This window comes from Pseudoselenomonas ruminantium, assembly GCF_900104055.1.
GTDB lineage: Bacteria > Bacillota > Negativicutes > Selenomonadales > Selenomonadaceae > Selenomonas_A > Selenomonas_A ruminantium_C.
In genome coordinates this window covers 123,047-148,596 of record NZ_FNJQ01000002.1, presented here as the reverse complement: position 1 = coordinate 148,596, position 25,550 = coordinate 123,047, and the positions used below count along the sequence as shown (strand labels likewise).

At 51.7% G+C, this 25,550-nt stretch carries 29 protein-coding genes, 1 other RNA gene and 1 pseudogene; all 31 read right to left on the bottom strand.

Going from position 1 to position 25,550, the window contains the following annotated elements; genetic code table 11:
• Positions 1 to 20 precede the first annotated feature (20 nt).
• The 31 genes and pseudogenes from priA to BLQ59_RS15525 all read right to left on the bottom strand — a co-directional run bounded on the left by priA (position 21) and on the right by BLQ59_RS15525 (position 25,537).
• Positions 21 to 2,456: a primosomal protein N' gene (gene priA / locus BLQ59_RS01720; protein WP_074571184.1), complete on the bottom strand. Its 2,436-nt coding sequence runs from the start codon at positions 2,454 to 2,456 to the stop codon at positions 21 to 23.
• Positions 2,457 to 2,543: 87 nt separating this feature from the next.
• A complete protein-coding gene (locus BLQ59_RS01715) occupies positions 2,544 to 4,541 on the bottom strand; it encodes a PAS domain-containing hybrid sensor histidine kinase/response regulator (RefSeq protein ID WP_074571182.1) in 1,998 nt (665 codons plus the stop codon).
• 78 nt (positions 4,542 to 4,619) lie between these two features.
• Positions 4,620 to 5,936, bottom strand: a complete 1,317-nt coding sequence (locus tag BLQ59_RS01710; RefSeq protein WP_074571181.1) for a YjiH family protein — start codon at positions 5,934 to 5,936, stop codon at positions 4,620 to 4,622.
• Positions 5,937 to 6,060: 124 nt separating this feature from the next.
• Positions 6,061 to 6,630, bottom strand: a pseudogene (locus BLQ59_RS01705) (ATP-binding protein); the annotation flags it as partial.
• Between the two features lie 21 nt (positions 6,631 to 6,651).
• Positions 6,652 to 6,858 (bottom strand): Lar family restriction alleviation protein, encoded by a 207-nt coding sequence (locus BLQ59_RS01700; RefSeq protein WP_074571178.1) that lies wholly within the window; start codon positions 6,856 to 6,858, stop codon positions 6,652 to 6,654.
• A 54-nt stretch (positions 6,859 to 6,912) separates the two neighbouring features.
• The gene (locus BLQ59_RS16280; protein ID WP_256324570.1) at positions 6,913 to 7,047 is read right to left on the bottom strand and encodes a hypothetical protein; all 135 of its coding nucleotides are present in this window, start codon (positions 7,045 to 7,047) and stop codon (positions 6,913 to 6,915) included.
• Positions 7,041 to 7,259 (bottom strand): hypothetical protein, encoded by a 219-nt coding sequence (locus tag BLQ59_RS01695; RefSeq protein WP_074571176.1) that lies wholly within the window; start codon positions 7,257 to 7,259, stop codon positions 7,041 to 7,043. Before BLQ59_RS01695 ends, BLQ59_RS16280 begins: the two co-directional genes overlap by 7 nt.
• Positions 7,260 to 7,290: 31 nt before the next feature.
• Entirely contained in the window at positions 7,291 to 7,626 is a 336-nt protein-coding gene (locus tag BLQ59_RS01690) for a hypothetical protein (RefSeq protein WP_074571174.1), read from the bottom strand.
• Positions 7,619 to 8,416: a DUF3560 domain-containing protein gene (locus BLQ59_RS01685; protein ID WP_074571172.1), complete on the bottom strand. Its 798-nt coding sequence runs from the start codon at positions 8,414 to 8,416 to the stop codon at positions 7,619 to 7,621. The genes BLQ59_RS01690 and BLQ59_RS01685 overlap by 8 nt, the downstream gene beginning before the upstream one ends.
• 21 nt (positions 8,417 to 8,437) lie before the next feature.
• An RNA gene (locus tag BLQ59_RS01680) (hammerhead ribozyme type II) lies at positions 8,438 to 8,503 on the bottom strand.
• Complete coding sequence (locus BLQ59_RS01675) at positions 8,503 to 8,736, bottom strand: hypothetical protein (RefSeq protein WP_074571170.1); 234 nt, start codon at positions 8,734 to 8,736, stop codon at positions 8,503 to 8,505. The genes BLQ59_RS01680 and BLQ59_RS01675 overlap by 1 nt, the downstream gene beginning before the upstream one ends.
• Before the next feature lie 14 nt (positions 8,737 to 8,750).
• On the bottom strand, positions 8,751 to 9,185 hold the full coding sequence (locus BLQ59_RS01670) for a hypothetical protein (protein ID WP_074571168.1): 435 nt from the start codon (positions 9,183 to 9,185) through the stop codon (positions 8,751 to 8,753).
• 256 nt (positions 9,186 to 9,441) lie between these two features.
• Positions 9,442 to 9,825, bottom strand: a complete 384-nt coding sequence (locus BLQ59_RS01665; RefSeq protein ID WP_074571166.1) for a hypothetical protein — start codon at positions 9,823 to 9,825, stop codon at positions 9,442 to 9,444.
• Positions 9,826 to 9,890: 65 nt separating this feature from the next.
• Positions 9,891 to 10,217: a hypothetical protein gene (locus BLQ59_RS01660; RefSeq protein WP_074571164.1), complete on the bottom strand. Its 327-nt coding sequence runs from the start codon at positions 10,215 to 10,217 to the stop codon at positions 9,891 to 9,893.
• A 50-nt stretch (positions 10,218 to 10,267) separates the two neighbouring features.
• Positions 10,268 to 10,882, bottom strand: coding sequence for a glycoside hydrolase family 25 protein (locus BLQ59_RS01655; RefSeq protein WP_074571162.1), 615 nt, complete (start codon positions 10,880 to 10,882; stop codon positions 10,268 to 10,270).
• Entirely contained in the window at positions 10,879 to 11,052 is a 174-nt protein-coding gene (locus BLQ59_RS15875; protein ID WP_176756690.1) for a hypothetical protein, read from the bottom strand. Before BLQ59_RS15875 ends, BLQ59_RS01655 begins: the two co-directional genes overlap by 4 nt.
• Before the next feature lie 39 nt (positions 11,053 to 11,091).
• A complete protein-coding gene (locus BLQ59_RS15870; RefSeq protein ID WP_176756689.1) occupies positions 11,092 to 11,253 on the bottom strand; it encodes a hypothetical protein in 162 nt (53 codons plus the stop codon).
• Entirely contained in the window at positions 11,246 to 11,503 is a 258-nt protein-coding gene (locus tag BLQ59_RS01650) for a hypothetical protein (RefSeq protein WP_074571160.1), read from the bottom strand. Before BLQ59_RS01650 ends, BLQ59_RS15870 begins: the two co-directional genes overlap by 8 nt.
• A 43-nt stretch (positions 11,504 to 11,546) precedes the next feature.
• Positions 11,547 to 11,873 (bottom strand): VanZ family protein, encoded by a 327-nt coding sequence (locus tag BLQ59_RS01645; RefSeq protein ID WP_074571158.1) that lies wholly within the window; start codon positions 11,871 to 11,873, stop codon positions 11,547 to 11,549.
• The gene (locus BLQ59_RS01640; protein ID WP_074571156.1) at positions 11,863 to 12,939 is read right to left on the bottom strand and encodes a reverse transcriptase/maturase family protein; all 1,077 of its coding nucleotides are present in this window, start codon (positions 12,937 to 12,939) and stop codon (positions 11,863 to 11,865) included. Before BLQ59_RS01640 ends, BLQ59_RS01645 begins: the two co-directional genes overlap by 11 nt.
• Positions 12,940 to 13,303: 364 nt before the next feature.
• On the bottom strand, positions 13,304 to 13,624 hold the full coding sequence (avd, locus tag BLQ59_RS01635; protein WP_256324574.1) for a diversity-generating retroelement protein Avd: 321 nt from the start codon (positions 13,622 to 13,624) through the stop codon (positions 13,304 to 13,306).
• Between the two features lie 90 nt (positions 13,625 to 13,714).
• Positions 13,715 to 14,704 carry a hypothetical protein gene (locus BLQ59_RS01630; RefSeq protein WP_074571152.1) on the bottom strand — a complete coding sequence of 330 codons (990 nt, stop codon included), beginning with the start codon at positions 14,702 to 14,704 and terminating at the stop codon, positions 13,715 to 13,717.
• A gap of 24 nt (positions 14,705 to 14,728) precedes the next feature.
• Positions 14,729 to 15,115: a hypothetical protein gene (locus tag BLQ59_RS01625; protein WP_074571150.1), complete on the bottom strand. Its 387-nt coding sequence runs from the start codon at positions 15,113 to 15,115 to the stop codon at positions 14,729 to 14,731.
• 17 nt (positions 15,116 to 15,132) lie between these two features.
• Positions 15,133 to 16,782 carry a hypothetical protein gene (locus BLQ59_RS01620; protein ID WP_074571147.1) on the bottom strand — a complete coding sequence of 550 codons (1,650 nt, stop codon included), beginning with the start codon at positions 16,780 to 16,782 and terminating at the stop codon, positions 15,133 to 15,135.
• Positions 16,783 to 16,798: 16 nt separating this feature from the next.
• A complete protein-coding gene (locus tag BLQ59_RS01615) occupies positions 16,799 to 18,262 on the bottom strand; it encodes a putative phage tail protein (RefSeq protein ID WP_256324573.1) in 1,464 nt (487 codons plus the stop codon).
• A gap of 22 nt (positions 18,263 to 18,284) precedes the next feature.
• Positions 18,285 to 19,409, bottom strand: coding sequence for a baseplate J/gp47 family protein (locus BLQ59_RS01610; RefSeq protein WP_074571143.1), 1,125 nt, complete (start codon positions 19,407 to 19,409; stop codon positions 18,285 to 18,287).
• A 3-nt stretch (positions 19,410 to 19,412) separates the two neighbouring features.
• On the bottom strand, positions 19,413 to 19,874 hold the full coding sequence (locus tag BLQ59_RS01605; protein ID WP_074571141.1) for a DUF2634 domain-containing protein: 462 nt from the start codon (positions 19,872 to 19,874) through the stop codon (positions 19,413 to 19,415).
• Between the two features lie 2 nt (positions 19,875 to 19,876).
• A complete protein-coding gene (locus BLQ59_RS01600) occupies positions 19,877 to 20,140 on the bottom strand; it encodes a hypothetical protein (RefSeq protein ID WP_143005241.1) in 264 nt (87 codons plus the stop codon).
• Positions 20,141 to 20,255: 115 nt separating this feature from the next.
• Positions 20,256 to 21,269, bottom strand: a complete 1,014-nt coding sequence (locus BLQ59_RS01595) for an XkdQ/YqbQ family protein (RefSeq protein WP_074571137.1) — start codon at positions 21,267 to 21,269, stop codon at positions 20,256 to 20,258.
• A complete protein-coding gene (locus BLQ59_RS01590; RefSeq protein ID WP_074571134.1) occupies positions 21,266 to 22,039 on the bottom strand; it encodes a hypothetical protein in 774 nt (257 codons plus the stop codon). Before BLQ59_RS01590 ends, BLQ59_RS01595 begins: the two co-directional genes overlap by 4 nt.
• Before the next feature lie 6 nt (positions 22,040 to 22,045).
• The gene (locus tag BLQ59_RS15525; RefSeq protein WP_081342394.1) at positions 22,046 to 25,537 is read right to left on the bottom strand and encodes a phage tail tape measure protein; all 3,492 of its coding nucleotides are present in this window, start codon (positions 25,535 to 25,537) and stop codon (positions 22,046 to 22,048) included.
• Between the last annotated feature and the right edge of the window lie 13 nt (positions 25,538 to 25,550).

Sequence of the window (25,550 nt, the reverse complement as noted above, 5' to 3'; positions counted from 1 at the left end):
AAAATTGCACAAATGTCGTTTTACAGCATCGTGATCGGATCGATGTCGATTGCCACATCTGTGCGCAGATGCAGCTTCTGGCTGCGCAAAAAAGCCTGCACGGCCGGCAGGTCTGCCGTCTTGATCAGCACCACAAAGCGGTAGATGCCACGGAACCGGGCAATCACCGCCGGCGACGGGCCAATGACCTGCTGTCCCTTCGCGCCAGCAAAATATTCACCAAACGCCTTGACCAGGCGTTGTCCATTGCCCTTGGCCATAGTCTCGTCCTCATGCTGGAACAGCAGTTTTACGATACGGCTGTAGGGCGGATAGAACAAGCCCTGACGCAGTTTCATTTCCTGCTCATAGAAGCCCTCATAATCTTGCACGATGCCGCAGGTCACGGCATAATGTTCGGGATTGTAGGTCTGGATCACCACGCGCCCCTGATGTTCATGCCGACCGGCCCGCCCCGCAGTCTGGGTAATCAGCATGAAACAGCGCTCTGCCGCCCGGAAGTCCGGCATGTTGAGGCTGGAATCCGCACTGATGATGCCCACCGCCGTGACATTGGGAATATCGTGTCCCTTGGCCACCATCTGCGTGCCCAGCAGGATGTCGTAATCCTGCCGGCGGAATTTGTCGAGAATCTCCTGATGGGCAAACTTCGTATTGGTCGTATCCCGGTCCATGCGGATTACCCGGGCCGAAGGCACCAGCTGATGCAATTCCTGTTCGAGCTTTTCCGTACCGGAGCCAAAGTATTTGATATAACGGCTGCCGCATTTCGGGCAGACATCGGGCACCGGTTCAGCCACATCACAATGATGGCAGGAAAGCCTGCCGTTCTTATGATAGACCAATGGCAGGCCACAGAGTCTGCACTTGATAACCTCACCGCAGGAGCGGCACATAACAAACGTTGAGAACCCTCTGCGGTTCAGCATGATGATGATCTGCTGTCTCTTCGCCATGGTTTCCTCAATCAGCTGCTGCAGGAGCCGCGACAGGATATGCCGGTTGCCCAGCCTGAGTTCCTGCCGCATGTCCACACATTTGACCACGGGCAAAGGCATATTGCCGATGCGCTTGGGCATGGTCAATAAGGTCAGTTCGCCCTGCTTCGCCCGATAATAGGACTCCATGGAGGGCGTTGCGCTGCCCAGTAGGAGCACTGCACCATGAATCCGAGCCATTTCCTCTGCCACTACGCGGGCATGATAGCGCGGCGACTCATCCTGCTTGTAGGACGTATCCTGCTCCTCGTCCATGATGATCAGGCCGATATTATCTAATGGCGTAAACAATGCCGACCGTGCGCCAATCACAATGCCCGCTTCGCCGCGGCGCACCCGCACCACGGCATCGTTGCGTTCTGCCATGGACAGGCGGCTATGGATGACAACGATATCATCGGGAAAGTAAGATTTGAAAGCCAATACAACCTGACCGGTCAGGGCGATTTCCGGCACGAGCACCACGGCCTGCCGCCCCAAAGCCCGGATTTTCTTGGTCATTTCGATATAGACCTGCGTCTTGCCGCTGCCCGTGACGCCTTTGAGCAGGAAGCCATGATGCTTGCACTCCTCCAGCCAGGGAGCCATTGCATCCAGTGCCTGCTGTTGGTCTTCTGTCAGCGTGATATCCTGCCGCGCATTTCCCTGGGCATGTTCATAGCTGTCCCGCAGCACGCGGCGCTGGGCAATCTTCACGAGGCCTGCCGCCGCCAGATTGTTGACCGTAGCCGTGGCCACCTTCTGCGCCTTCAACGCCGCAAATGGCAGCTGCCCCTGCTCCGCTGCCGCCAACAGCTCCAACAGATGCTGCTGGGCCTTCTTGCGCTTGAAATCTGCCAAAAGTTCCGGTGTGACCGTAACGAGCAGCTGGGCAAATTTCTCATAGCGGGCCTTTTCCCGTTTGCCCGCCTGATATTCCCGAGCAACCACACCGTATTGACTGAGCTTTTCCAGCATCTGCGGCAGGTCGTCCTTATGCTCGGGCAGTTTCCGGCCCAGTTCTGTTTTCGACAGGCCGCCGCCCACAGCTAATGCCTCATATACAGCGCGATAAGCAGGCATGGCCAGCAACAGATGCTCGGCCTGCTCCGGCACGGCCTGATAGATTACCGTTATCTTGATGCCGCTCTTGCCGGGCATGAATAGCCGCATCATCTCCGCCAGCGAACACAGATAGAAGTCCGCTAACCACTTGGCGGTCTGCAGCATTGCCTTCGAAAACCACGCTTCTTCGTCCACCGCCGCTTCAATTGGCTTGAGCTTTGCCGCCATATCCCCGAGCTCAGCTGCTGACTGCTCCGCCACCGAAACAACAAATCCCTCCACCTTGCGCCCTCCAAAGGGCACAAAAACACGCCAGCCTGCTTCCAGATACGAAAGCTCGGCTGGCACGCTGTAGGTAAAAGCTTTGGCTATACTTTTTACGGGAATATTCACAAAGACGCTGGCTGTCAGCATGGAAAGATCGCTCCTGTCACTAAAATGTAACTTTCATTATAACGCCTTTGTTTCAGTTTTGCCACAGGTAAAACTTTCTCATTCCCTTCAGCCTTGCTGTTTTTTCGTATAAGCACCGATATGCTCGGCCAGGCAGCTCAGCAATATTTCCGGCTCCACAGGCTTGGTCAGATGGTCATCCATGCCGGCCTTGCGGGAAGCATCCACATCCTCCTGAAAGGCATTGGCCGACAGGGCGATGATGGGCACCAGCTTGGCATCTGGCCGCGAAAGTGCGCGAATCCGGGCCGCTGCTTCCAATCCATCCAATACAGGCATGCGGATATCCATCAGGATTGCTTCAATGCTGTATTCCGGTGACTCCAGGAAACGTTTGATTCCCTCTTCCCCATTTTCTGCATTCAATACCCGCAGGTGATTCATTTCCAGAATCGTCGTGACGATTTCCCGGTTCAGCTCATTATCCTCACAGACGAGCACCTGCCGATTATTCAGGTTTATCTTCTCATCCACTTCGTCTTTTTTCTCACCATGCGGCACATTAACCCGGGCTAGGCTGACCTCCACCGTAAAGGTCGTACCTTTTCCCTGCACGCTGTCCACGGTAATCTCACCGCCCATCAACGTCAGCAGCTCCTTGGCAATGGAAAGCCCCAGTCCTGTCCCCTGCACGCCCTGCGCCGACAGGGCATTTTCCTGTTCAAAGAGCATGAACATCCGCGGAATGAATTCCGGCGACATGCCTATGCCGCTGTCCTTTACCGTAAACCGGCAAAGCCCCTGCTGCTCATCAGAGGATAGGATTTCCCCCAGCAGCCACACATCGCCGCCTTCGGGCGTGAACTTCACCGCATTGGACAGGAGATTCAAGAGCACCTTGGACAGTTTCAGCCGGTCAACCTGCACAAAACCTAATTCTGCCAGCGCCAGCCCCACATGAAAATTGACTTTTTTCTGCTCTGCCGAGGAGCGGATAGACGTGATCAGCCGTTCCAGCATGTGGTCAGCTTCCACCACTTCCAGATCCAGCTGCTTTTTGCCGCTGCCGATACGGGAAAGTTCCAGGGTATCGTTAATCAGATCCTTCAACAGGGAACCTGCGGTCATGATCTTTTGCAGATATTCCCGCATCTTATTGATATCATCGGTCTTGACGGCCAGCTCAGCAATACCCAGGATGCCATTCAGTGGGGTACGCATATCATGGCTGACATTGGAAAGGAAGGCTGTCTTGGCCCGGTTAGCGCTCTCCGCCCGCTCCAGAGCCTGCTGCAGCTGCACATTGAGCTTCCTGGACTGCTCCTGCCGACGGATTTCATCGGTGACATCCTCAAAACTGCCCACCAAACCTACGATTTGACCATTCTCAATCAGCGGGCTCTTACTGGCCACGATATCCCGCATCTCCCCATGGCTCATGCACCGACCATGCACACGATAGGTTGACTCACCGTAATGGATTACCCGCCATTCATCATTCTTGAACGGCTCCTCCTCACCGTGCCAGCCCATATCCTCATCCGTCTTGCCAATGATGACCTTATCCGAAGGAAACTCATAATAATCGAGAAAGGCCTTGTTCGCACCCAAAAAACGCCGCTCCCTATCCTTCCAGAAAAGCGCCGTCTGTGTCGTATCAAGAATCTTTTCCAGCAGTGCGCTGGTGTGCTCAAACTTTGCTTCCTGCTCCTTATGAGCCAGCTGCTCCTGTGTAATATCCAGACTGGTTATATATTGCAGAATCGTGTCATCCGGCAGGCGGTGCCCGTAAATCACCGACAGGAGCCAGATATAATCCGTCATTCCGGGCAATTTCATACGGTAGCTGAACTGCTGTGGCTCATCCGGATCAAGATAGCTGCGCTGCATATAGCGCAACACTCGTACGATATCATCGGGATGCACGATATCATTTACCGGCAGCACCAAACCATGCAGCAGTGCCTCCCGCGACAACTTGAACGTACGACAAAGTCCTGCAGAAATATGCAGGACTTCCAGAGCATCCGCATGCCTCCGGCAAACCAGAACCGGCGCGAAGGCATCGTCAATATTAGCAAATTTTTTCTTGCAATCGGCTAACATCAGCGCTCCCTCCAGTAATGCTTAAATCCATTACCCTATAATTCTGTAAGGAGCAGATTTTTTCCTTCTTTGATATTGTCAGCCGACAAAAAATTTCGTCACCATCCACAAAAGCGGAATGGCCACCAAGGTACGTTCCAGGAATACCACAAACAGACGCTTCACATCCAGACCGACATCACTCTTGACAATGATGCTGCCCACCTCGGTCAGATAGATAATCTGTACCAGCGATAAAGCCGAGATGAAGAAGCGGATATTCTCCGGCGCCTCCGCATTCGTAATCAGGGCAGGGATAAACATATCGATGAAACCCACGAGCGTTGCCGGTGCCAGCGTGAAAGCATCGGGAATGCCGATAGCCCACATATAGAGGCCCATAGGATTGGCAATCCACTGGAAGACCGGCGTCTCATTGACGAGCAATGTACCAATGGTCCCCCAGGCAATCACGATGGGAATCAGGTCAAAGAGGATGCCCACGGCCATTTCCAGACCGACCTTCACGGCCAGTGACAACCGGAACTTGTCCGCCCGCTCCAGCGCTGCCGCAATGGCCCAGCTGAAAAGCGATGAACCCTGCGGCACTTCTTCCTTGAGCTGCGGCTCACCGCGATAATCCTCCGCGACCGTGGCCAGCGGCGCAATGCGCACGCAGAGAACCGCCAGCAGCAGTCCGACTGCTGTAACGGTCAGATAAAGCAGCGGGAAAAGATTGCTCACATGGAGCGTCCCGGCCACCACCATACAGAAGGGAATCGACACGAGGGAAAAGTTCGTCATGATCGTGGCCGCTTCCCGGCGGCTGTAGTAACCGCTGTTATACTGCCCGGCCGTGATGAGTACCGCCGTATTGGAAGAGGCCAGCCACGAGGCAATCAGGTCAACAGAGGCCCGCCCCGGCACATGGAACAGCGGACGGATCAACGGTTTGAGCAGAACGCCAGTAAATTCCATAATGCCCGTATCCGTCAGGAAGGGCAGTACGAAACTCAGCGAAAAGGCCAGGGCCACCAATGTCTGGGACAGTCCGACCATACTGCCGCCCACATCCGCACTGCGCACGCATTCCGGCCCCACTTCAGCGCCCACGCAGATGACGACAAAGAGCGCCACGAGCCGTGTCAAGAGATACGGCCAGGAAATCGTGAACAGCCCGGCCAGCCAGGAACGCTTCGCCACAAAATCCGGCAGATAGAAGCGGCTGACCAGCGCGCCCAAAGCCGAAAGCGTCACGAGCAGATACAGGAACCAGGGTACGTTGGCCGTGATGAGCTTTTCCAGCCATTCCGTCAGCACACCCACCGGCGTCGAAAAACCTTCACCGCCGCCTACGGGAAACAGGAACATGCCCATGCCAAACAGGGCACCGGCCACAAACTTAATCCATGTCATATATCTTCCTCACTTTAATGTTAATGCAATATTACTGCATAAATTTACAGCAACATCTATTGTACACAGAAAACATGTCTTTGTCACGTCTTTTTTGTATTTTTATACACCAAAGCATAGAATTTTATTCACCAAACTGCCCCATATCATTGCGCAGCTGTATCGCCTCGCCCACATGAACGGCTTCGATATCCTTTGCCCCGGCCAGATCCGCAATCGTCCGCGCCACCTTGATGATGCGGTCATAAGAGCGGGCCGACAGGTTCAGATTCTTGAAAGCCTGCTCCAGCAGCTGCCGCGCCCGTGGTTCCAAGACACAAAGCTTCTGCAGCAGTGCATGGTTCATCTGGGCATTGCAGAACAAATGATATGTCTGCAGACGCTCCTGTTGTACCTGCCTGGCTGCCACCACCCGCTGGCGGATCTGGGCTGAGGACTCGGCGCGCCTGGTCGCGGACAAATCCTCATACTTCACCTGCGGCACGCGGATATGGATGTCAATCCGGTCCAGCAGCGGGCCGGATATCTTCTGCGTATAGCGCTTGATCTCATAGGGAGTGCAGCTGCATTGCTTGTCCGGCGAACCCGCATAGCCGCAGGGACAAGGATTGGCCGCAGCTATCAGGATGAAACTGGAGGGAAAGGTCATCGTCGCATGCGCCCGGGAAATCGTGATCTGCCGGTCTTCCAGCGGTTAGCGATTGAAAGAACTTCTCTAGGCTCTTGTGTTCCACATTGTAATTGCGACTTCCTTTTCCTGCTCCGGGGTGTACTCTCCTTCTTCAAGAAGTGCGTATGGCCCCCGGCTGTAGCAAATCTTGCACCGGGCATATACTGAATACTTTCCCGGCTGTTTGCTCCTTTTCTTCATGGTCTTAATGCTTGTCTTTCCGCAGAAAGGGCAATGCTTAATCGGTTCCATCGTCTGCCCTCCTATCCCATGCGGCAATAGCGGCTTTCTTGCTTCTGTAATAATTCAGCCTGCACCCGCAAACTGTACATTCGGGATAAAAGCCGCATACTTCAATCCTGCCACTTCGGCATGGTGTTCGTAAACTTCGACTTCCATTTCCCCGCAAAAGGGGCACGCCCTTTTTACTTTTACTACCATTCCTCCTTGCCTCCTTCCTCCCAGCTTTCCAAGATCTCCAAAACCTTCTCGCAACGTTCCGGGTGCTTCCTTACGAGAAGGATAAAACGCTTGATAATCTCGTATTCGTGTGGATAGGCTTTTATCTGATGGCCTTCCCGCCAGTTCCTATCCTCCGGGGCGACTCTAGGCCGCCCCCGCTTTCCTTTTGGCTGTTCTTTTGTTTCTGTCATATCGTTGCCCCCTTAGATGGTTCTACCCGTATTATATCAAATGGCCTCTGAATCTGTGAACCTTCCCGCTAGGCTCCCGAATGTACCCGGCTGGCAAGTCCCCAAGAAAATAATACTTGTCCCCCTCCTTCAAGAACGTCATGTAGGTCTGTCTCCACTTGCCATCAATCTCAACGCTGTCATAGGCTTCCCCTACCTGAAAATATCCCCGGCCCATAGTGGCGGGCGGCAGGATATTCAGAAAGTGGTCGTAGGTTTCCCGGTCAACTTCGTCGTTCGGCTTCGCATAATCTTCGTAACCACGTTTCCCGGTCGCCTCTGCAAATTCGTGCCACCCGCTAAAGGGCTTAAATTCCTTCTCACTCATTGTCAAATGCCTCCATTTCGTCCAATTCCTTCATAACGCACTTTGCCGCGTATCTGCCGTTGGCTGTTGCCTGCCGTACCCACGCGCCGCGTGACGGGCTCCATTTGAAGTGGTTGCCTTTGAGAATGTTTCTGACGGCTGGCTCCGGCTTTCCGTCAAATACGAACTGTACCCTGCCTTCCTCAATCGAATATTTATACAGGTCAGTTTCCTTTTCCTCTCCTTCGTGCTCCTTCGCCGCCTTCAACTGCTCAATACGCTTTTCGATCCGGCGAATATTCGCGTTATTGTTAGAAAGTACATAAGGTGCGTAACCGATACACCCGAAGCAATCCGGGGTGCGGAGCTTCTTAATTTCTTCATCGGTGTAACCCTGTTCCCGGAGGCGTTCATCTCCCTTTGTGGTGTCCTTTAGCCGGAGGGCTTTGTTTGCCGCCTTTGCCTTTTCCTGACTGGCCTTAAGCCCTTCCAGCTTTTCTTCTAGCTTCGCGATAGCGTCCGGATCGTAACCGCTAATGCCGCCTGTGCCGACTGCCTCTGCTTTCTGCCGATAATATTCGGCCTTGTCGTTGAGCTGTACGCTCTTTTCCATGTGACGTTCCATGCGCCCCCGGTAGGCCCTGTCCCCGCGCTCGCTGTGGTGTCCAACTAAGATCGGCTGGCCCATCGGGATAACCTCTGCCATACTGCGGAAGGACTGGAATTCAGCCTTGCTGGCCGCGGTGGCCTCTGCCGCCTTCCTCTCGTAGTATTCCCGGCGACGTTCAATCTTTTCTTCGTAAGCGTTCATAAATTGAATCCTCCTTCTCATAAAAACCTGTCTCATCAGTACCGGGCGGTCAATCCCGGCAGACAAGGCCGAAGCCCTGTTTCGACTCATTCACTTCCTTCGCCGTAGGAATCCTCAACTTCGTCAGCGTAGTAATCTTCGGAAATGCCGTCGTCGGAAATGCTTCCGTAGGTGTACCCGTTGTCGTGTGAGAGAATGACAGGTAAATCTTCGTCGAAATCTTCGAGAAGTCTCTTAAGCTCCCCTACGGTCATAGTCTTGCGCTTAAGGTCGTCAGGGCCGTAGGCCTGTCTTTGTGCTTCAATCCGTAAGTATTCCATGATGTGTGCCTCCTTTATTTTACATAATGGTCAATGACGCTAAAGGGTTCGTCGATGTTTCCCATGAAGTAGTATTCGGTTTTGTCGTAGCTGGAGTTCCAGTTGCTTGACAACCAAACTTTCATGTACTGCCCGGTGCTTGAAATAAAGAACTGTGCGAAACGATAGCTCGCTGAATAAGTCTCGTTGAGGTTGTACCGCATACCCAACTTAACCCATTCGCCGCTTCCCTTTTCGTCGATGTAGCGGCTTTCACTGTCCTCGGTGTTCCAAAACTCGGTGCGACCATTGTTGTCGCGGGTGTATTCGTACCATACGGCCCCATCTTTGAAACCGAGAGTCTTGTAGGTGGTGCTGTACTCGTGCTCGGAACGTTCGGTGTATTCGCCGTGAGTTCTTACGAACTCTCTAAAGATCCGGGTGTATTCTTCGTAACAAACGCGCTTCATGGTGGTCTCCTCCTTTATTTGTCCATCTACTGTGAACTTGTCCTTTATCTTGATTCAATTATATACCTGCAATAATTAAATGTAAAGCATAAAAATAGTAAAATCATAAGTATTTTACAGGTTTACTATATTTTTATGCAAAACACAAAAAGCGGGCAAGGAATAGATCCTCGCCCGCCGTAGTCAAAATGCAAGATAAAGAAGGAGGCCCCCGGCCACAAGCTCCCAAGCGTTCCGCTGTGTTCGTAGCCGCTTTTCAGTCCTTATGTGCTCCCTCTCTGACTTCTCGTATAATGTTTTCACATTCTGCAATCCTTCGCCCGCTGTCGTCAATGAGCTGTTGGCCTTCTGCGATTGAGCTTTGAGCGTTGCTAATTGACTCTGTAAGCTGGCCACCTGTTTCTGCAATGTCTCCGACTGCTCTTTCGCTATCGTCAAGTCCTGCTGTGACTGATTGTATAGCGTCCTGAGCTTCTCGTTGTCCTGCTTCAACGCTGTCAAGTTCGTCTCTAACCTGCTGAGCTGTTCCGCCGTTATCGTGTACGTCGTCGTGGTTGAAGAATCTTTGCAGGAACCAGCCACCGGCAAAAGCAATAATACTGAGAATAACAGTAAACAAAATATCCGCCGCATTCATCATCACACCTTCCTCCCAGATACAACAAAGGCCGGGGAAATGCAAATCCCCAGCCCCATCATTCCGACTTACTCCTGCCCCGACTGCTGAGCCGGAGCGTCACTTCCTTTCGTCAATTCAGCGGTGGCCGCCGCTTCCATCTTGCCGAGGACCTTGTCAACTGCATAAAGCATGACACGGGAAAAGTTCGGATAGAAATACTTATCCCGGAAATAGCACCAGCCTTTCTCGTCGGCCGCCTGTTTCTCTACCTTTCCGAGGGCAGTCTGCAATACTTCCTTGACATAGGGGAGAACTTCGTTCCGCAGAAACTTAACACCTTCGGCCTTCATTTCAGGCGTGATAAACTCGTCGATGTGGGTTACAATCTCGTTCTTAATTTCCTCAATAGTCATGTTTAATTCCTCCCTAACTCGTTTTTAATTCAATTAACTTTTAACTCAACTCAATCATCGTAATAGATGTTTGCGTCAAATCCGAATCCTGCAAGATTATCCGTAAACTGGTGCATACGAATGATGTTGTTCGGGTATTCCTCTTTGAGGTAATCCCGGCTGGCCGCCTCAAACGTGTTGCCGTTGCCATAGTTGGCTACCCAATACGGGGTGTAATCCGGCAAATCCTCGATACGGATATAATGCGAACCTTCTGCGCTGAACCAGCTCCAAGACGAATAAACGCCGTTGTACTGGTGGCCATAATCCGTAAGGCGGTTGATAAAGGCCCGGCAACATTCGGTAACATCGCCGTTCAGCATACGCTTGCTTTCTGCGTCGTACCAAATCCCCAGCTCCGGGGTTTCGCCCCGAAGATATTCTTCCAGCCATGCCGCTACCTGATCGGCCTCGTCCACGGCCTCGTCATACGTGCAAGCATGAGCGAAATAATATACGCCAAACTTAATGCCGTATTCTACTGCTTTATTCACATGGTCTACGAACATTTCATCAAGGTTGGAATGTTCGCCGAGCTTGAGAATAACGCCCTCAATGCCTGCGTCTTTGACGGCCTGCCAGTCCACATTCTCCTGCCATGCGCTAATGTCAATAACCTTCATCATTTGAACTTCTCCTTTCGCCAGTTCGGTTTATAGCTTCTCGGATAGGGACACATGTCGAAAAGGCTGTGCTCCATTTCCTCAATCCACCCAATATAAAAGCCCTGCCGCCTTGCGATATACGCAAAAGAGGCAAAGGCATCGTAAAGCTCTTTCCATGCTAAACCATTCATCTGTCCTCCTTTAATCTCCCGCGCTTTCCTCTTTGTGGGTTAGGTGTTGTGTCTCTGCTCAAGGGCGGCCCTGCCAAGGAAACCTGTAAGCCCGGAAGCAATCTGCCCCGCAAGGTCAGACTGCCCCAGCACTACACAAGTAACCAAGGAAACGCCCAGAAACACGCCGACTACAAAGTCGGTGGTTAATAGCTTACTCATGGTCGCTTACCCCTTCCAGCTTGTTCAATCTATGGGTGTTGCTCTTGCCCCGTTCTTCAATCGCAATCATGCGGAGCTGCAGCCCTACCCGCAATTCTCTTTCTTCTTTGAGATCCTCGCTCAATTTGTCTACCGACGCTTGCAGGCTTCGCATGACATTGATAAGCGGGGAAATCGCAATCTTTGAAACCACCCCGGCAACGAAGCTCATAACTACCGTCGCCTCGGCCGCCATCTGTATCCATTCCAATATTTACCCCTTCTCTCTGTATCCTGTAATCTCGCCTGCAGCGTTAGAATGACTTATGGTAAAGCCACACCATACCTTCGGCCCCTACGGCCCCTATTGCGTCTGCCGCAATATCTCCCCAATCAGCAGAATGTCTGCCGGGGTGGTTATGGTCGTACCACTCTTTTCCGCCGCCAATAACGGCGATATTGAATAAAGCCCTCTGCCAAGGTTTCCACTTGCAGAATGGCTTATTCTGTGCAAGGATAATCCCTACCGCCGCGCTGGCTCCAATGTGTGCCGCCTTATCCTGCTGAATACCACCAGCAAAACAAAATGACGGTAAGAGGAACATCACGGCCAATGCCATTACCACGATTTTATTTCTCATGCTTTCCACCTCCTTTCGTGAGTAAAACATTCTGCATAAGTTTGTTTTTCAAGGAGAAGGAATCGCAATGGCTCATCATGCCTAAATAACTCATTAGGCTATTCCTGAATCTGTCAGCCTTTATCCTTCCTCTCGAAAACTCCCTTTGCAAAAACTTTATATGCTTCTTCATTTTGAGTGCTGACTTCTTTCGTAATCTGATGTGAGTTCTCCATACCCGATAACCGCAGAAGTCAACGCCTTGTGTCTCTGTCCTGATACACGTTTTATTATTGAGTTTTAAGGCAAGATGGAAAGTAAGAAAGTCGTCCATTTTCTTCAAGACTTCCCGCAATCTTTTCTTGTCTGTGTCCACAATAACAATATCGTCCATATAACGAATATAATGCTTACACCCTAAAACCTGTTTTGCGAAATGGTCTGCCTCGTTGAGATAAAGATTAGCAAACATCTGACTAGATAAATTTCCAATCGGCATACCAACATTAGAAAGCCTTTCCCCGGTGTAGTCCCAATCGTCTACCTCAATCCCAAAATCATGGTCACTATTTATTATCGTGCCTAATAGCCAAAGTAAATCCTCGTCCTTTATCATGCTTCGCAATATTCCCATGAGAATATCGTGGTTGATACGATAGAAATACTTACTCACGTCCATCTTTAAAACGTAGGCCATCCCCGGCTGGGCCCGCAGGTATTCTTTCAGCTTCTTTACGGCTCTATGCGCACCGCCGCCGTTCCTGCACCCGTAGGAGGTCGAAATATATCTCTTGTCAAATAGCGGGTTCAACTGTCTGTATATCGCCCATTGAACGACTCTGTCCCGGAATGGCAGGGACATGATAAGTCGTTTCTTTGGATCGTGAACGAAAAACTCATTGTACCTGCCTACTTTATAGGTCTTGTAAATGAGTTCGTTTTGAATCGTTATAAGATTTTCTTCAAGGTTCGCTGTGAACCGCATAACATCGTGTCTGTATCTTTTGCCTTTCCTGGCTTCAAGATATGCTAAATACAAATTTTCAAAGTCGTAAATTTTGCTATAAATATTGTTGTATCGTTTCATGAATTAACCATTCCTTTTATGAGTCTACCAAATGAGTTTACCGAAAAAATAAAACAACGATACATCTTTCGCGGTCAGCTACTAACTGTATCGTTCCGTTTTTATTTTTTAATTGCATTATTTTACTTCCTGCAATTAGGGGAGAATAACTCCTTTATACTTCATGTACTGGATATAACTCCTTGAAGTTATACCTTCTGACGAGTTGAAGTAAAGCGGAGCGGAAACCGATGTTGCTGTTCGAGTTCGAGCGAACGTTGTTCAAATTCAGCGCAAACAGGCCCGCATTCGAGCCGTTGTTCCAATTGCCACCCGAGATCGGGATACGTTTAACAGTTATTCCCCACAAAGATATATTTTTACATTATGCCTTTTCGGTGGCTTTTATCCAGCCGCCAAGCATACGCCCTAATTCTTCGATTGCCCGCGATAATCGCTCGTAGCGTTTTGTATTCATATATCTTCTACTATGCCCCATGCGAATAAAATTCTTTAAGGTAAATAATTCCACATCTGCGTCCCTTAAAGTCGTTTTCTTGTGGTACTTCTTCGCCGCAGTCACAATCAACTTGTAAAAGGTCAGCATGGAATTTTTCGTTTCCTGTCCTAAAGAAAATTTTTCCGACTTTGGATATTGTGTTATTGCATCGTGCACTTCGTCCATTAGGTCATTTGCTTTCGTGATAATTGTTAGTGTCGTTATTTTAGGTCAGTCCTTTTCTTAAATTTTAGGGACGGGCTCTCGCCCGCCCCCGCAAAACACAAGATTCAAAGGTCAAATCGCAATATAAGCGGAGCGGAAACCGATGTAGCCGGACGAGTACGAGCGAACGCTGCTCAAACGCAGCGCAAACAGGCCCGCATACGAGCCGTCGCCCCAATGGCCACCCGAGATCGGGATACGTTCGCCTTCAGTATTGCACCATAAATGATCGTCCGTTGTATTGCCGGAGGTCGGGAAAGCACCCAACGCTTTGAGATAAGAGGGAACCGTAAAGCCCGTATTCGCCGCAAGGTCTTTGAAGTTGCCATCATAGGCTTTTGCGTTCGTCCGGCTTGCACCTACCTTCATACCGTCGCCCATATAAAAAGCCCCGGTGTTAATCCAGCCCGTCGTGCCGTTCTCAACATTGGCGGTGTCGAAATTGTTCATCGCCGCGCCATCTTCGCCGTGGACATAAATCCTGCCGTCGATGATTTTCAGGCCGTCGTTCCACTCCCAAACGTTGCCACAAAGGTCGCTAATGCCGTACGGGGTGTTGTCGTGGTTCCAGCTCTGGGGGCCGGAGCCGGTCAGCGTTCTGCTGTCGCCTCCCATAACGCCGTGCTCATGCGTAGCGTCGTAGGCTTTGCCGTAGTTCGTATTACCACGCGGCATAAAGCCGTTCGCTTTGCACCACAAGGCAATAGCTCCCCATTCTGCCCGGTTCATAATGTGCCAGCCCCGGCCCTTTGCGTCGCAAGCGACTTTCGCGCTGTCGAAATCGATATAGGCTTTCGGATCTTCATGAGCAATGGAATAAGCCTTGCCCGCCTTGATGACGTTCTGATATTTACTGATGAAGATCTCCGGCACTTCGCGGCCATGGACAATAAAAGCGGGGTGTACGCCCGTCCCCAGGTCTGCGTCAACATCTTCCAAATTAAACTTCGGAATGACGCACATCACGGAAGGGTTGCCTGCATTATCGTAAAGCAAGGTCATTTTGCCGCCGGAAGCGTGCTCGATAGCTTTTCTGTCTTTGTCAATGATGAAACTTTCCATGGTTTATAATCTCCTTTCAACCTTTCACATATTGCCTTCGGTGTTGTTCTCAATCGGGGCCTGCAATGGATAAAGCGTCAGACTGCAATTATCCACGTCAACCGGGATTTTCTCAACCTTCATAACGGGCTCGTTCTTCTCGTTCACTTCCCCGGTGTCCACGAGCTGAGTCTTTTCTGCAGGAATCTCAAGGTAAGCCACCGCCAGCGGCCCTTCCCCGACAATCAAATTCCCGTTGTAGTCCTGATTGATCTGAAACGTGACTGCGCCGTCCTGCTGTTCTGCCTCAAGGTCGATACTTACTGTGTTTTCGCCCTTGCCAAAGAACAATACGGAACCTTCTACGCCGTAGGGGACGTAGGTCTTTTTCTGCCATCTAGCCCAATACGGATTGACCTTTGTTACAAACATCTGACTGTTACCTCCTTTTACGCCTTCGGCTGGTTCATCGTCCAGCGGAAGGAAATGTTATCGGCCTCGCCCCGGCTGGTAACTACGAAATAGTTCGTCGTTTTCTGCGTGACTTCCAAAGTCGTTGCCCGGTTGCGTGCCGTGCTTTCCACTTCGAGACAAACGCCGTAATCCGTGCCAATAGCCGCAACAGGCAGGCTGACCTGAACGCTCGGCAAAGTCTCGTAATAGTTGCGGTAATGGCTTTCTACACGGCGAATATCCGTGAAGGTTACGGAATTGAGGTTTGCCGCGCTATCCCCTGCCGGGACCGTAATACGGTAAAGTCCCAGCTTTCCGTCAGGAACGCTTGCCGCCACATTCACGGTGTAGTTCTCCCCGGTTCCGTCGATGTAAGCATAGTAAACTTTGCTCGAATCGGTGTCGTTGGTCGGGACCGCCGCGACGCTGTCCTGCGTGTCGTTGATGGAAATGATATGCCCGTCAACATAAAGGAGGGAATAGTTTCCTGCCACGTAAGTCCCGGTCTTTGTAACCTTGACGTTACGCGTGCCCGCAATGGCATTGACTACAGCCCCGGCGATAACGAACTTGTTGGAAATGGTCGCCGTACCTTGCTGAATGCGCTGGTTCTTCCATGCTTCCAGCTCTGCCGCCTGCTGGTGTACCTGCTGGAAAAGCTCTGCCATGACGGCATTGTCGCTTTCCTTGTCGCCGTCCTGCTGGTAGGCCGTGGCCACCGGGTAAAGCAGGTAGATGTCCTGAGCCGCAATAACATCGTGATACAATCCCGTAGGAATCGTAACGCCGGAGTTATAAGCGGGTGCGCCGTAGGGGTTCTCGCTTGCGTCGTAGGCCGTCTGATTGCGTCTGTGGGCACGGAAAAGCGGAATGCAGTACACATAGCCGTCTACGCAATGCAGGGCCGTGCAAGCCGCGCTGGAGCCGTCCCCTGCCCGATAAAGGCCGTCGCCTACGCCGGTAAATGCGTAGCTGGTGTCGTCGGAACTGCCGCCTCTGGCCTTGACTCGGTCACTGTTGTTTACGCCGTTCGGGTAGTTCGTGAAATTCACATCGGTAACGGTGCGAATGTTCCAGCGGAGCTGAATCCGTCGTGTGGTTTCATCTTCGGCGGTAGCGTCCAGAATGTCATTGGCTACCGTGCCGGAATTAACGCCGCCGTATTTGTAGACGTTCTCGGAGTCGTCCTCCGGGGAACCTGTCGGGGCCACTTCCTCAAACCACGCTTCGAGGAAGGCTAAATCCTCTCTCGTGCCGTTGTAGGGAGCCGCCGAAAAGATAATATCTGAGGCCGTATCGCTACGGTTCTGCCCATACATCTGAATGAACCAGCCGTTAATATTGGCAAGCGCGTTTGAGATCCGCAGGCAGTTCTTCTTGTCGGTAACGTCTGCCGTTACGCTCATGCTGATAACGCCCGGCTTAAGAAGTGTACGGACAATATCGGCCCGGAGCTTATTCTGTAACTGCTGAGTCAGATTAAGCTCGGAATCCAGCAAGGGCTTTGCTTGCTGGAAGGCCACCATGGAAAAATTGCGCTGTTGCGGGCTTAACACGCGGGAAAAGCCTGTTGCCGCCGTGGGGCCATTCTCCCAAAGTTCGCGGGTGGTACTGTCTCCCGCATATCTGACGATGTTTTCACTCATTGTCTTTCAATCCTCCTTAAAGTGTCATGTAACCCAGCACCGCATGATTGTTTAGGAGCGTGCCCCGTTTCGGGGAGAACTTCTTTTCAATCCTGCCGGGTGTACTATGCTGAATCTCTACCGTGTAGCTGTGGTGCTTGACCGCATTGAGGGTGGTTGCTCCGCCCCGCTTGACAACATCACGCCATTTCGGAATATGGATAACCTGCGTCCGGGTGGTGTGTGCCGCCCTGTTATTCATAAGGCCACCGTTAAGCGTGCCGCCTGCGAACGTGACGTATGCCTTTTCCGTCTGAATCTCCCGCGACTCTGTCCGTGTCTCCGATTGGGAGCCGTTCAAGGTCGGGGCCTTCTTCGCATTGAGCCGCCCTGCCGCCGTGAATACGACGTAGCGGGTGGTCTTTGTGGCTGTGTGCTGTTCGGTGTGGTGCTGGGGAGTGCCGCCGTTAAGCGTGCCCCCGGTAAAGATAATTTCCTGAATCTCCACATCTTCCCCGACATCCTTCCGGGTAACTGTAACATTGCCCGCCTTATTCAAGGCATAGTAAGGAGCAGGCCGCTTATATCTGCGCTCTGCTGTCGTGTGGGTTTCTGTGGTTGTCCAGATCTTTTCCTTGCCGCCCCCTGCCGCGTTGAGGGCCTTGCCGTGTCGGCTGATAACCTCTCTCCAATCCGCTACATGGTAGGTCTTGCTTTCCTGCTTTGTGGGTGCGTCATTGAGCCGTGGGGAAGCTCGTGAATTGGTGCGCCCACCCGTAAACACGAGCCAGCTCTCTGTAATGTCGCCGCCTACGTCTCTTTCCTTGCGGGAAAAGTCCCCGGAGTCGTTGAGGTTTAAGCGTCCGTTCATCGTGCCGGAACTAAACAAATAGCTTTTATGCTGTGTTTCTGTGGTGTCGGTGTGGGTAATGGTTTCCGTCTCTCCGGCCCCGTTTAGGCCGTTGTCAAATATGATATGGTTCTGTGTCTCCGTCCAAGTCTCGCCCGGAATTGTCGTTTTAATAACGCCTCCGGCGCAATTCAAGAAGAAACGCCGCCCCCACGACAAAATAACATCGTACCCAAGGTGCGCTGGCTTTGCCTTCTCAATGGCCTCCTTAAGTTCCTTCGGCCATTTTAGATCCGTGTAAGGAACCTTTACATGGAAATGATAACTTTTCGGGACTTCCGAAACTGTTGCTAGGCCCTCCTTCGTAAACAGGTTTGCAATGCTCTCAATCTGTTTCGGTGTCATGATCGTGGTCATTTGAAGTTTGGCCTTAATTTGTGCCCGTCGCAGTTCTTTGCTCGCTCCTTCGCTGGGGGTTATACCCAGCTCCCTTTCCCAAAGGTTAAGCCCGTATTCGGTCGCGGTGTCCACATAATATTGAGACAATATGAAAAGGATCTTCTCTCGTATAGCCTCAACCTCTTTTGCGTCTCCTTGCATGATCCCGTTCATGATTTTGCTGTCTTGATAATACCAAGGCAAAAAGCTCATCATTTCCTCGAACCTGGTTAAATTATTCGGCATGGAGCGTCACCGTCCCCAATATGGCAACATCTTCGTTGCCGACAGAAATATTATCTTCCTCCCCGTTGACCTTAAGACTGCTGTAATCAACTACGCCGTCAATATCCAGCAAGGTTGCTCCTATGCGCGCGTAGCGAATCGTCCCCACCTGAAATGCAATTCGCCGGAGGTAGGTTTTCAATGCGGTCTCAAAAGCCTCTTGAACCGTCGCTAATGCTTCGCCCTGTCCTAAAATGACTGCGGCTTCCACATCAATGGTCACAATGGTTGCCGGAGCTACTGTAACCGTGGCCCCTATGGGGGCTTTCCTATCCCCTGAGCCCGCGTCAACCATAAGATAATTTTGAACCGCCGCAACAAGATCCGCGTTTGCAGGTTCTTTGTTCTCGTCAATGATAATAACCTTGACAGTCCCCTCCCCCGCCCACAACGGCTTGACATGAGCCCCGCCAACGCCCGGAACACTCAACGCCCATTGCTGGTAGTCGTCCGCGTTCCCCGACGTGCCGGGGTTTCTTACTTTGGTCAAATACCGGGAAAGGAGGGACTCATAATCTTCTTTCTCTGTCCCGCCTGTGGTGGCTGTGGGGTTCGTGACGCTCGTCACGCCGTCCCTGCTTTGCGCTAATACCACAATGCACCCAGCCGCTACATTCCCGGCCTTGCCTGCCTCTGTGGCCTTTATTGGAATATCTGCCGCGCCCCCTGCTGGCAAAGTAACCTCTGCCGTGGTTTCAAAGAACACGCTTTCAACTCCAATATCAGCGTCGGCCTCTGTGGCAAGCCTGAATCCCAGCGGGATAATTGTCCCCGGTGTACCAACGATGTGAATTGTCCCTGTTGCGTAGGTTGCTTCTTTTCGTTGTACGCCGTGTTCGCTGGCCCTCATGGTAAGGTGGTCAATATCGGTCGTTTCCGCAAACCCCAGCTTAAGTGCCTTCTGTAAAGCCATAGCAACAAATACAAGCTCAATAGCTACGGGCGCGTGCGCGTCCCATACATACGAGCCTTGACTCTTGTCCACGCCGTCTGTAACGTTGCTTAAAAGTCGGTCTCTTATGGCTTCTTCTGTGGTATCGGCCTCCTTCAAATAATCCGGGTTCTCTGTACTCATACATTATCGCACCACCTTCCTTGTTAAAGTCATATCGTCCCCCAGCGTATTTGTAATACGACAGGAAAAAATAATGCCATCTTCCACCCATTGAAAAGCAAACTCGCTGACGCTGGCTGTTCTTGCGTCACACATCAAACATTCTTTTACCATACGTTTTATTTCCGACTCAATAACTTCATGCGGGCGGCTCTGCCCTAACAGGGTATCTATTTCCTCCCCGTAGTTTGAATCGTAAATGAGGTAATTGAATCTCTCCGTACATAGTGCTTTTACACACCATTCGCCCCAAGCGTCACCGTTTTCTACTTCCTTTTGCTTTCCTGTGGGGGAAAGAATAAACTCATGTTTTTCAAAATCAAATTGCACGGTTGAACCGTATGTAGCGTCGCCGTTCGCCGCCGTATCTTCGTCGTCAAATTCTGCCGCCTCCACACCAACCGTAGGAAATAAATTTTCAGCCATAATCAACCGCCTCCCGGCCCCGGAACAATTACGCATTCCACGACGAAAGTCTGCCCGTTATCGACAGGCGCAACTAATACCCGGTCGCCTACATGAAGCGGCAAAAGCTGTTGCGGGGTAATGACCGGGTGGTCGTGCGTCTGAAACTCCGCATAACCGCTACCGCCCCCAACAGGCTCCGTATTCGTGAAATCCGGCTCCGCAAGAGTCAGTACCCGGTTGACCTGATAGTCGTAGATAACATGGGCGAAATTGTCTAACTTCAATCCCAGCCCCGAAACAATCGTCCCAAGTTCGTGCTGGCTCCATTGGCCTTTAATGCCTTGCTCGGCCCTATTCTTCATTTGGTCGTCAAGGAGGCCTGCAAGCTGTTTGAAAGGGTTATCTTTCACGGAAATACCTCCTTCGGATATAGTTCAAAGGCGCAAGCTCCATTTGCATTTTTCCGGGGCTTCCAAGCTCGTGCCGGACGCTGATAACGTATAACCCATCTTCCCAGCCTTGCACGATAACCTTGTCACCCTTGCGTATGGTGTTGATGTCAATCGCCTCGACTTTGACAACTTCCTGAATCCCGCCAAGCGTGTTTTCTGCTTTTTGGTTAGCTGTGCCCGCGTCTATGGCTTTTTCGTCTTGGATAATCTCTTGTATGGTTCCGTACTTGTCCGTGTCAGCGGTCGCCGTAGAGGAAACCGGGGATAAACTGTCTTTTGACTTCTTCCCCAGCACCTTTACCTTTGTGCAGGCCCCGTCAAGCGTCTGCCTTTGCGATACTGTCCGCAAGTTCGCCCCAAACTCAAATACCCAAACATCTTTGTTTGAACCAATCTCGAAAAGCTCTAGGCCGTTCGGTTGCATTCTGACGGTATACAGTTTACCGCTTTTGCTCCCTGTCTCCACAAGGGCTTTTTTCATAATGCTCCATATAGGGCTTACGCGGCTGGCTTCCTTCGCGAGTGCCTGCCCGGTGTTAGGAAGGCTCGCAATAGGGATATTCCATTGCCCGCAAATTTTCTTTATGCGGTCTGTGGCTGTCTCCCCTTCTTTGAAAAGAAACTCATCTTTGCTTTTTGCGAGGTAAATTGTTCGGTCGTAAATGGTCAAATTCCAGTTACGCCTTGCCCGGTTCTCGATATCGACAGTCCACACCACGCCCGGCTGGATAATATACGAATATTTATCTTCCCCGAACTTTGTGCCGCTGACTCTTATTTCCATTCCCGGCAATATTTTAGGCAGTCCCGTGAATTGATCTCCCGGAACTGCCAGCTTTACCTTCGCACAATATGCTATTTCGTCAAGCCTATCTTCAAGCTCGATACTCTGAATACATTCCCGCAAGTAATACTTGTCTTGCAGAATAACATCGTATTTGCATACTCCCGGTTGAATCATAACCGAACCGCGCCCCCTACTACGCTACCCGCAAGCGTTTTCCACTTTGCGCCACTCCCTAAATTGCCTTTGGCAATTTTCCATAATGCCTCGTCCTGCCCGAAAATCCCGCCGACGCCCATTGGCATTTTTACCAATGTAGGCCGGGGTTGCATATTAACGCGGGGATTTTGCTTTTCCTCTGACTCCTTGCGGACGTTTATCTCTCTCCACTCTCGAAAGGTGGCTTTGTAATAAATGTCCCCCGGCTCGCCGCCGTGCTCATCAGACTCATAAGAAGATAACAAGCACAGCATATTTATATCCTGCGCCCCCGTAATAATAAGCTGTATCGGATCCTTAAGGCCCTTCTTCGGCTCCTGGAATCGACTTTTCCAAGCGTTCATAACTGCGTTCGCGCTGTCAGGCGTCGGTGGTGTTGCCATGACGCAATACGTTGGAACATACTGCGCCGGGAAAAAGCTCTCGAAAGAAACCTCTGTCAGTTTGTCGCCTGTGGTAAAGTCTACTTCGCCAAGGTTCAAAATGTTGACAGTCTCGGTCTTTCTCCCCCACCTAACCTTGATTTTCTCCGGGTTGACAGGGAGTTGAAGTTCTATGCCCGTCTGCTGGTCAATGACATAACAATTTACGGTATTGACAAACGTGCTGAGGCCAAGGGCCTCATTGAGAAGTCCTCCGGCTATGCTCGCAAGTCCCTGCCCATTAAGAACGCCTGTTGTAAAAGCGTCCTTAACTCTGTAATTTGAAAGCCCTATGCCTCCAAACATAAATACTCACCCCCTATTCTCGAAACTCTGTTTAATTTCGGCAAAGATCCGCTTGCCGATAGCTACGGCCATATCTTCTTCGCTCATGTTGTTCCCGAAGGAAACGCTCATGCCGCTAAAGTTGAAACTGTTGCTGTTGCTACCGCCGCCGTTGTCGGAACTGCCGCCCGCGCTGAATCCTGCCGCCCCCGCCATAGCTGGCTGGAATGAGGACATAGTCGGGATAACCTGCCCGCCGCCGTTCTGCAACATTTGCGCAACCTGCTGGAATACGCCGCTACCAACGTTTGCGGTGGTGTCTTTTGTCGTCGCTTGTGCAAATTGTTGCGTAAGCGACTGTGTAACCTGCTCGCCTCCTACATCGGCTGTATTCATGCCGAGTAAAGCACCTGCCTGTTGCCACAAGGAAACGCCCCTAGCCCTCATTGCCGGATCTAAGGGAATAATGGCTTCGAGTCTGTTCCCTTCTGCGACGTTGACCGTCTCTGCCCGGTTCACGAAACCGCCGTTTGCAAATCCTCTGTGAGCCGCGGCTTGTCCCGCGCCGAATCCGAAAGAAAAGTTACTTGCAGACTCTTTGAGGGCTTCCCATTTGCTACGAACCGCCGACGCCGCCGAGTCGAAAGCGTTCGCGATAATACCCGGAATCTGACTGAACCAGTTCCGAACATCGGAAACAATATTGGAACACCAATTAGAGACAGTCGAAAGAAGGTTACTTAACCCCTGCTCAGCTCTCCCCGGCAACTCTGAAAACCACTTCGAGGTTTCGTCTGCCATTTCTCCCAGCCGCTGTACTGCGCTTGCTTTGGTCTGCTCGTACCATGTGCTGACAGCGTCCGGCAGGCCGCTTAACCAAGTACCTGCGTCTGTGACAAGCTGGTTGAAATAATTCCCCGCGTCGCTGACAAGTTGATCGAACCATACCCCTGCGCCTGTTATAGCATTGGAAATAGATGTCTCTATGTCCTGCTCTAACTGCGTAAGGTACTGCTCTGCTTCGTCGGGTAACATCGAAAGACGTTCCAGCGCATAGCCGATAGCAAATCCGATATTTTCTGCCGTGAAGGTCTGCGCTATGCTTTCCTTCATGCTGGCGAATTTATCTTTTGCCACGTCGATGGTTGCTGAAAAATCAAGGGCCTTTGCGGCTCTCTCTTTCGCTCCCTCGAACATGGCTCCGGCTTGCTCTTTGAGTCCGTTGAACGTATTCGCGGCCTTCTCTTTGATAGGCGCGAAATCAAACTTGCTCATAAAGTCGCCAATCATGCCGCCAACTTTGTCGCCGCCGAAAAATCCTGCAATGCCACCTAAAGCACCGCCGATAGCCGCACCGGGGGCCGCTCCAATGCCGCCAAACGCCGCGCCGATAGTAGCACCGCCTGCCGCGCCCGCTTTCGCTCCGAGTGCCGCCCCTGCCCAATGGCCCGCAATAGCTCCGGCCTTTTCGCCTTTGTTATCGCTGGTAGCAAGGTCATAAGCGTCCGTAACTGCCGCAATCGGGGCCGCCGCCTTACCGACGAATTTGCCGACCGCCCTTGCCGCCGGGCTTTCTGCAATGCCGGCGACTGCCCTGCCTATGGGGCTTGTTTCGACTGTGAACCGCGCCGCGTCAACCATGGACATAATTCTGCCCCGGCCACTTTCCTGCGCGAGTGCTCTTGCGTCGTTGAAAACCGCCCCGGCTCTTTCGCCTCCTAATGCAAATTGACCGACCGCCCTTGCGCCTCTTGCGAGGCCTCCGAGAACCTTCCCGCCGCCTAACATCGTAAAGCCAAGGCCAAGCCCTGCCGCCCCTATGAAGTTGCCTTCAAACAGGTTTTTCATTGCTCCCTTGAACAATCCGAAAAGCGCGGCCATAAAAGCCCTCATGCCAATTTCCGCGAGCTTTTCAAGAACCTTTCCGAACTGCTGACCGCCAGATCCGCTTACCCATTCATCAACCGCCGCAATCATCTTGTCTAGGACGTAAACAATCTTGTCGCCCCAATCCATAGCCTGAAATTGTTCGTCGTTCTCAAGGCTTTCCATAAATCCGACAATCCGGTTTGAAAGGTTTTCCATGCTCCCTGCCGCGCCTTCGACATTGCCACTAAAGAAGTCGGATAACCCCTTCGCAACTTTGCTTATGGCGGGTTCGAGCGGTGCTAATGCTTGCACCTGGAAATTCTGAAAAGCTGACTGTAAGCGGACAAGGTCGCCTTTCGCGTTATCCCACTTCTTCTGCGCCACTTCTGCCGCCGTGTACTCTGTCATGGCCCCAGCCATATCGCGAACACCCTTGCCGCCCAATTTCGTGAGAATTGCGCCGCCTCGAATAGCGTCTGTGCCAAACATCGTGGAAAGTAACGACTGCTGTTCCATCTGCGTCAAGCCGCTCATGCTGGTGCTTAACAAATCCGCAATTTCTGCCAAAGACTTCATGCGGCCTTCGGCATCGTAAAATTTGCTTGTTCCCTGTTCGGTCAACAAGCCCAATTTTTCAAAGGCTTGATACTGCGCTTTGGTTTCCGGCTGTAACCGCATTAGCATCGTCTTTAGTGATGTACCTGCGTCCGAACCTTTTAGGCCCTTGCTGGCGAATACTGCCAAGGCCGTGTTGGTGTCGTCAAAACTCATACCAACAGCAGACGCAACCGAGGCCACACTTGCCAAGGCGTATTTCATTTCGTGAACGTCCGTAGCGGAAGCGTTCGCCGCCCCGGCCAAAATGTCAGCCGCGTGAGCCGCGTTCTCAAGTCCGAAAGAGTTCATAGCCGTGGACATAATTTCAGCCGCCTCCGGCAAAGACAATTCGCCAGCCGCCGCCAAGTTCAAGGCCGCGTCTGCCGCGCCGTTCATAACCTGCTCAATGGTCATGCCTGCCTTTAACAGTTCCGTCATGCCCTGCGCCGCTTCTGTAGAGGAGAATTGCGTCGCCGCGCCAAGGTCAAGGGCCTTTTGCTTAACGCCTGCCAATTCTTCCTGCGTCTTGTTTGTCAACGCCTGAATGTTGGAAATCTGATAGCTGAAATCCATAGCCTTTTGCGCGCTATCAATCAGAAAGCCGCCCGCGCCCATTGTCGCCGCGCCCAAGCCCATAGCCGCCATAGGAGAGGACAGGCCGTTCTTTATGCTTGACAATTTGCCGCTGACATTGTCTTTTAATGCCAGCGTAACCGTCCAAGCCTTGTTTGTGAGTGATCGTAACCTGCTCTGTACCTGTTGCGTCTTGCCCTGAGTTTTGTCCTCTGCTCCGATTTTAGCCCTTGCGAATAAGCTGTCAATCTTTCGGATAGCCCGCTCAACCCGGTTCAAGTTCTGCTCTGCTTCTTCAACCATCGCCGTTACCCTCGGTTCTGCTCTCGCATTGCCGAGGCTTCCTACGGCTCGCTCTGTCCGCTTAAAGCTGTTTTCTACTTGCTTGACTTTGCCGTCTACCCGCGAAAGTCTGCTGGTCAGCTTGTCCTGCATATCGAGGACAAGGTTTAAGCGGTAAAATTCCTTTTCACTAGCCATTTCTTTGTGCCTC

Coding starts and splice junctions, on each gene's coding strand:
- priA (WP_074571184.1), bottom strand. CDS start 2,456: ATGCTGACAGCCAGCGTCTTTGTGAATATTCCCGTAAAAAGTATAGCC.
- BLQ59_RS01715 (WP_074571182.1), bottom strand. CDS start 4,541: ATGTTAGCCGATTGCAAGAAAAAATTTGCTAATATTGACGATGCCTTC.
- BLQ59_RS01710 (WP_074571181.1), bottom strand. CDS start 5,936: ATGACATGGATTAAGTTTGTGGCCGGTGCCCTGTTTGGCATGGGCATG.
- BLQ59_RS01700 (WP_074571178.1), bottom strand. CDS start 6,858: ATGGAACCGATTAAGCATTGCCCTTTCTGCGGAAAGACAAGCATTAAG.
- BLQ59_RS16280 (WP_256324570.1), bottom strand. CDS start 7,047: ATGGTAGTAAAAGTAAAAAGGGCGTGCCCCTTTTGCGGGGAAATGGAA.
- BLQ59_RS01695 (WP_074571176.1), bottom strand. CDS start 7,259: ATGACAGAAACAAAAGAACAGCCAAAAGGAAAGCGGGGGCGGCCTAGA.
- BLQ59_RS01690 (WP_074571174.1), bottom strand. CDS start 7,626: ATGAGTGAGAAGGAATTTAAGCCCTTTAGCGGGTGGCACGAATTTGCA.
- BLQ59_RS01685 (WP_074571172.1), bottom strand. CDS start 8,416: ATGAACGCTTACGAAGAAAAGATTGAACGTCGCCGGGAATACTACGAG.
- BLQ59_RS01675 (WP_074571170.1), bottom strand. CDS start 8,736: ATGGAATACTTACGGATTGAAGCACAAAGACAGGCCTACGGCCCTGAC.
- BLQ59_RS01670 (WP_074571168.1), bottom strand. CDS start 9,185: ATGAAGCGCGTTTGTTACGAAGAATACACCCGGATCTTTAGAGAGTTC.
- BLQ59_RS01665 (WP_074571166.1), bottom strand. CDS start 9,825: ATGATGAATGCGGCGGATATTTTGTTTACTGTTATTCTCAGTATTATT.
- BLQ59_RS01660 (WP_074571164.1), bottom strand. CDS start 10,217: ATGACTATTGAGGAAATTAAGAACGAGATTGTAACCCACATCGACGAG.
- BLQ59_RS01655 (WP_074571162.1), bottom strand. CDS start 10,882: ATGATGAAGGTTATTGACATTAGCGCATGGCAGGAGAATGTGGACTGG.
- BLQ59_RS15875 (WP_176756690.1), bottom strand. CDS start 11,052: ATGAATGGTTTAGCATGGAAAGAGCTTTACGATGCCTTTGCCTCTTTT.
- BLQ59_RS15870 (WP_176756689.1), bottom strand. CDS start 11,253: ATGAGTAAGCTATTAACCACCGACTTTGTAGTCGGCGTGTTTCTGGGC.
- BLQ59_RS01645 (WP_074571158.1), bottom strand. CDS start 11,873: ATGAGAAATAAAATCGTGGTAATGGCATTGGCCGTGATGTTCCTCTTA.
- BLQ59_RS01640 (WP_074571156.1), bottom strand. CDS start 12,939: ATGAAACGATACAACAATATTTATAGCAAAATTTACGACTTTGAAAAT.
- BLQ59_RS01630 (WP_074571152.1), bottom strand. CDS start 14,704: ATGGAAAGTTTCATCATTGACAAAGACAGAAAAGCTATCGAGCACGCT.
- BLQ59_RS01625 (WP_074571150.1), bottom strand. CDS start 15,115: ATGTTTGTAACAAAGGTCAATCCGTATTGGGCTAGATGGCAGAAAAAG.
- BLQ59_RS01620 (WP_074571147.1), bottom strand. CDS start 16,782: ATGAGTGAAAACATCGTCAGATATGCGGGAGACAGTACCACCCGCGAA.
- BLQ59_RS01615 (WP_256324573.1), bottom strand. CDS start 18,262: ATGAGCTTTTTGCCTTGGTATTATCAAGACAGCAAAATCATGAACGGG.
- BLQ59_RS01610 (WP_074571143.1), bottom strand. CDS start 19,409: ATGAGTACAGAGAACCCGGATTATTTGAAGGAGGCCGATACCACAGAA.
- BLQ59_RS01605 (WP_074571141.1), bottom strand. CDS start 19,874: ATGGCTGAAAATTTATTTCCTACGGTTGGTGTGGAGGCGGCAGAATTT.
- BLQ59_RS01595 (WP_074571137.1), bottom strand. CDS start 21,269: ATGATTCAACCGGGAGTATGCAAATACGATGTTATTCTGCAAGACAAG.
- BLQ59_RS01590 (WP_074571134.1), bottom strand. CDS start 22,039: ATGTTTGGAGGCATAGGGCTTTCAAATTACAGAGTTAAGGACGCTTTT.
- BLQ59_RS15525 (WP_081342394.1), bottom strand. CDS start 25,537: ATGGCTAGTGAAAAGGAATTTTACCGCTTAAACCTTGTCCTCGATATG.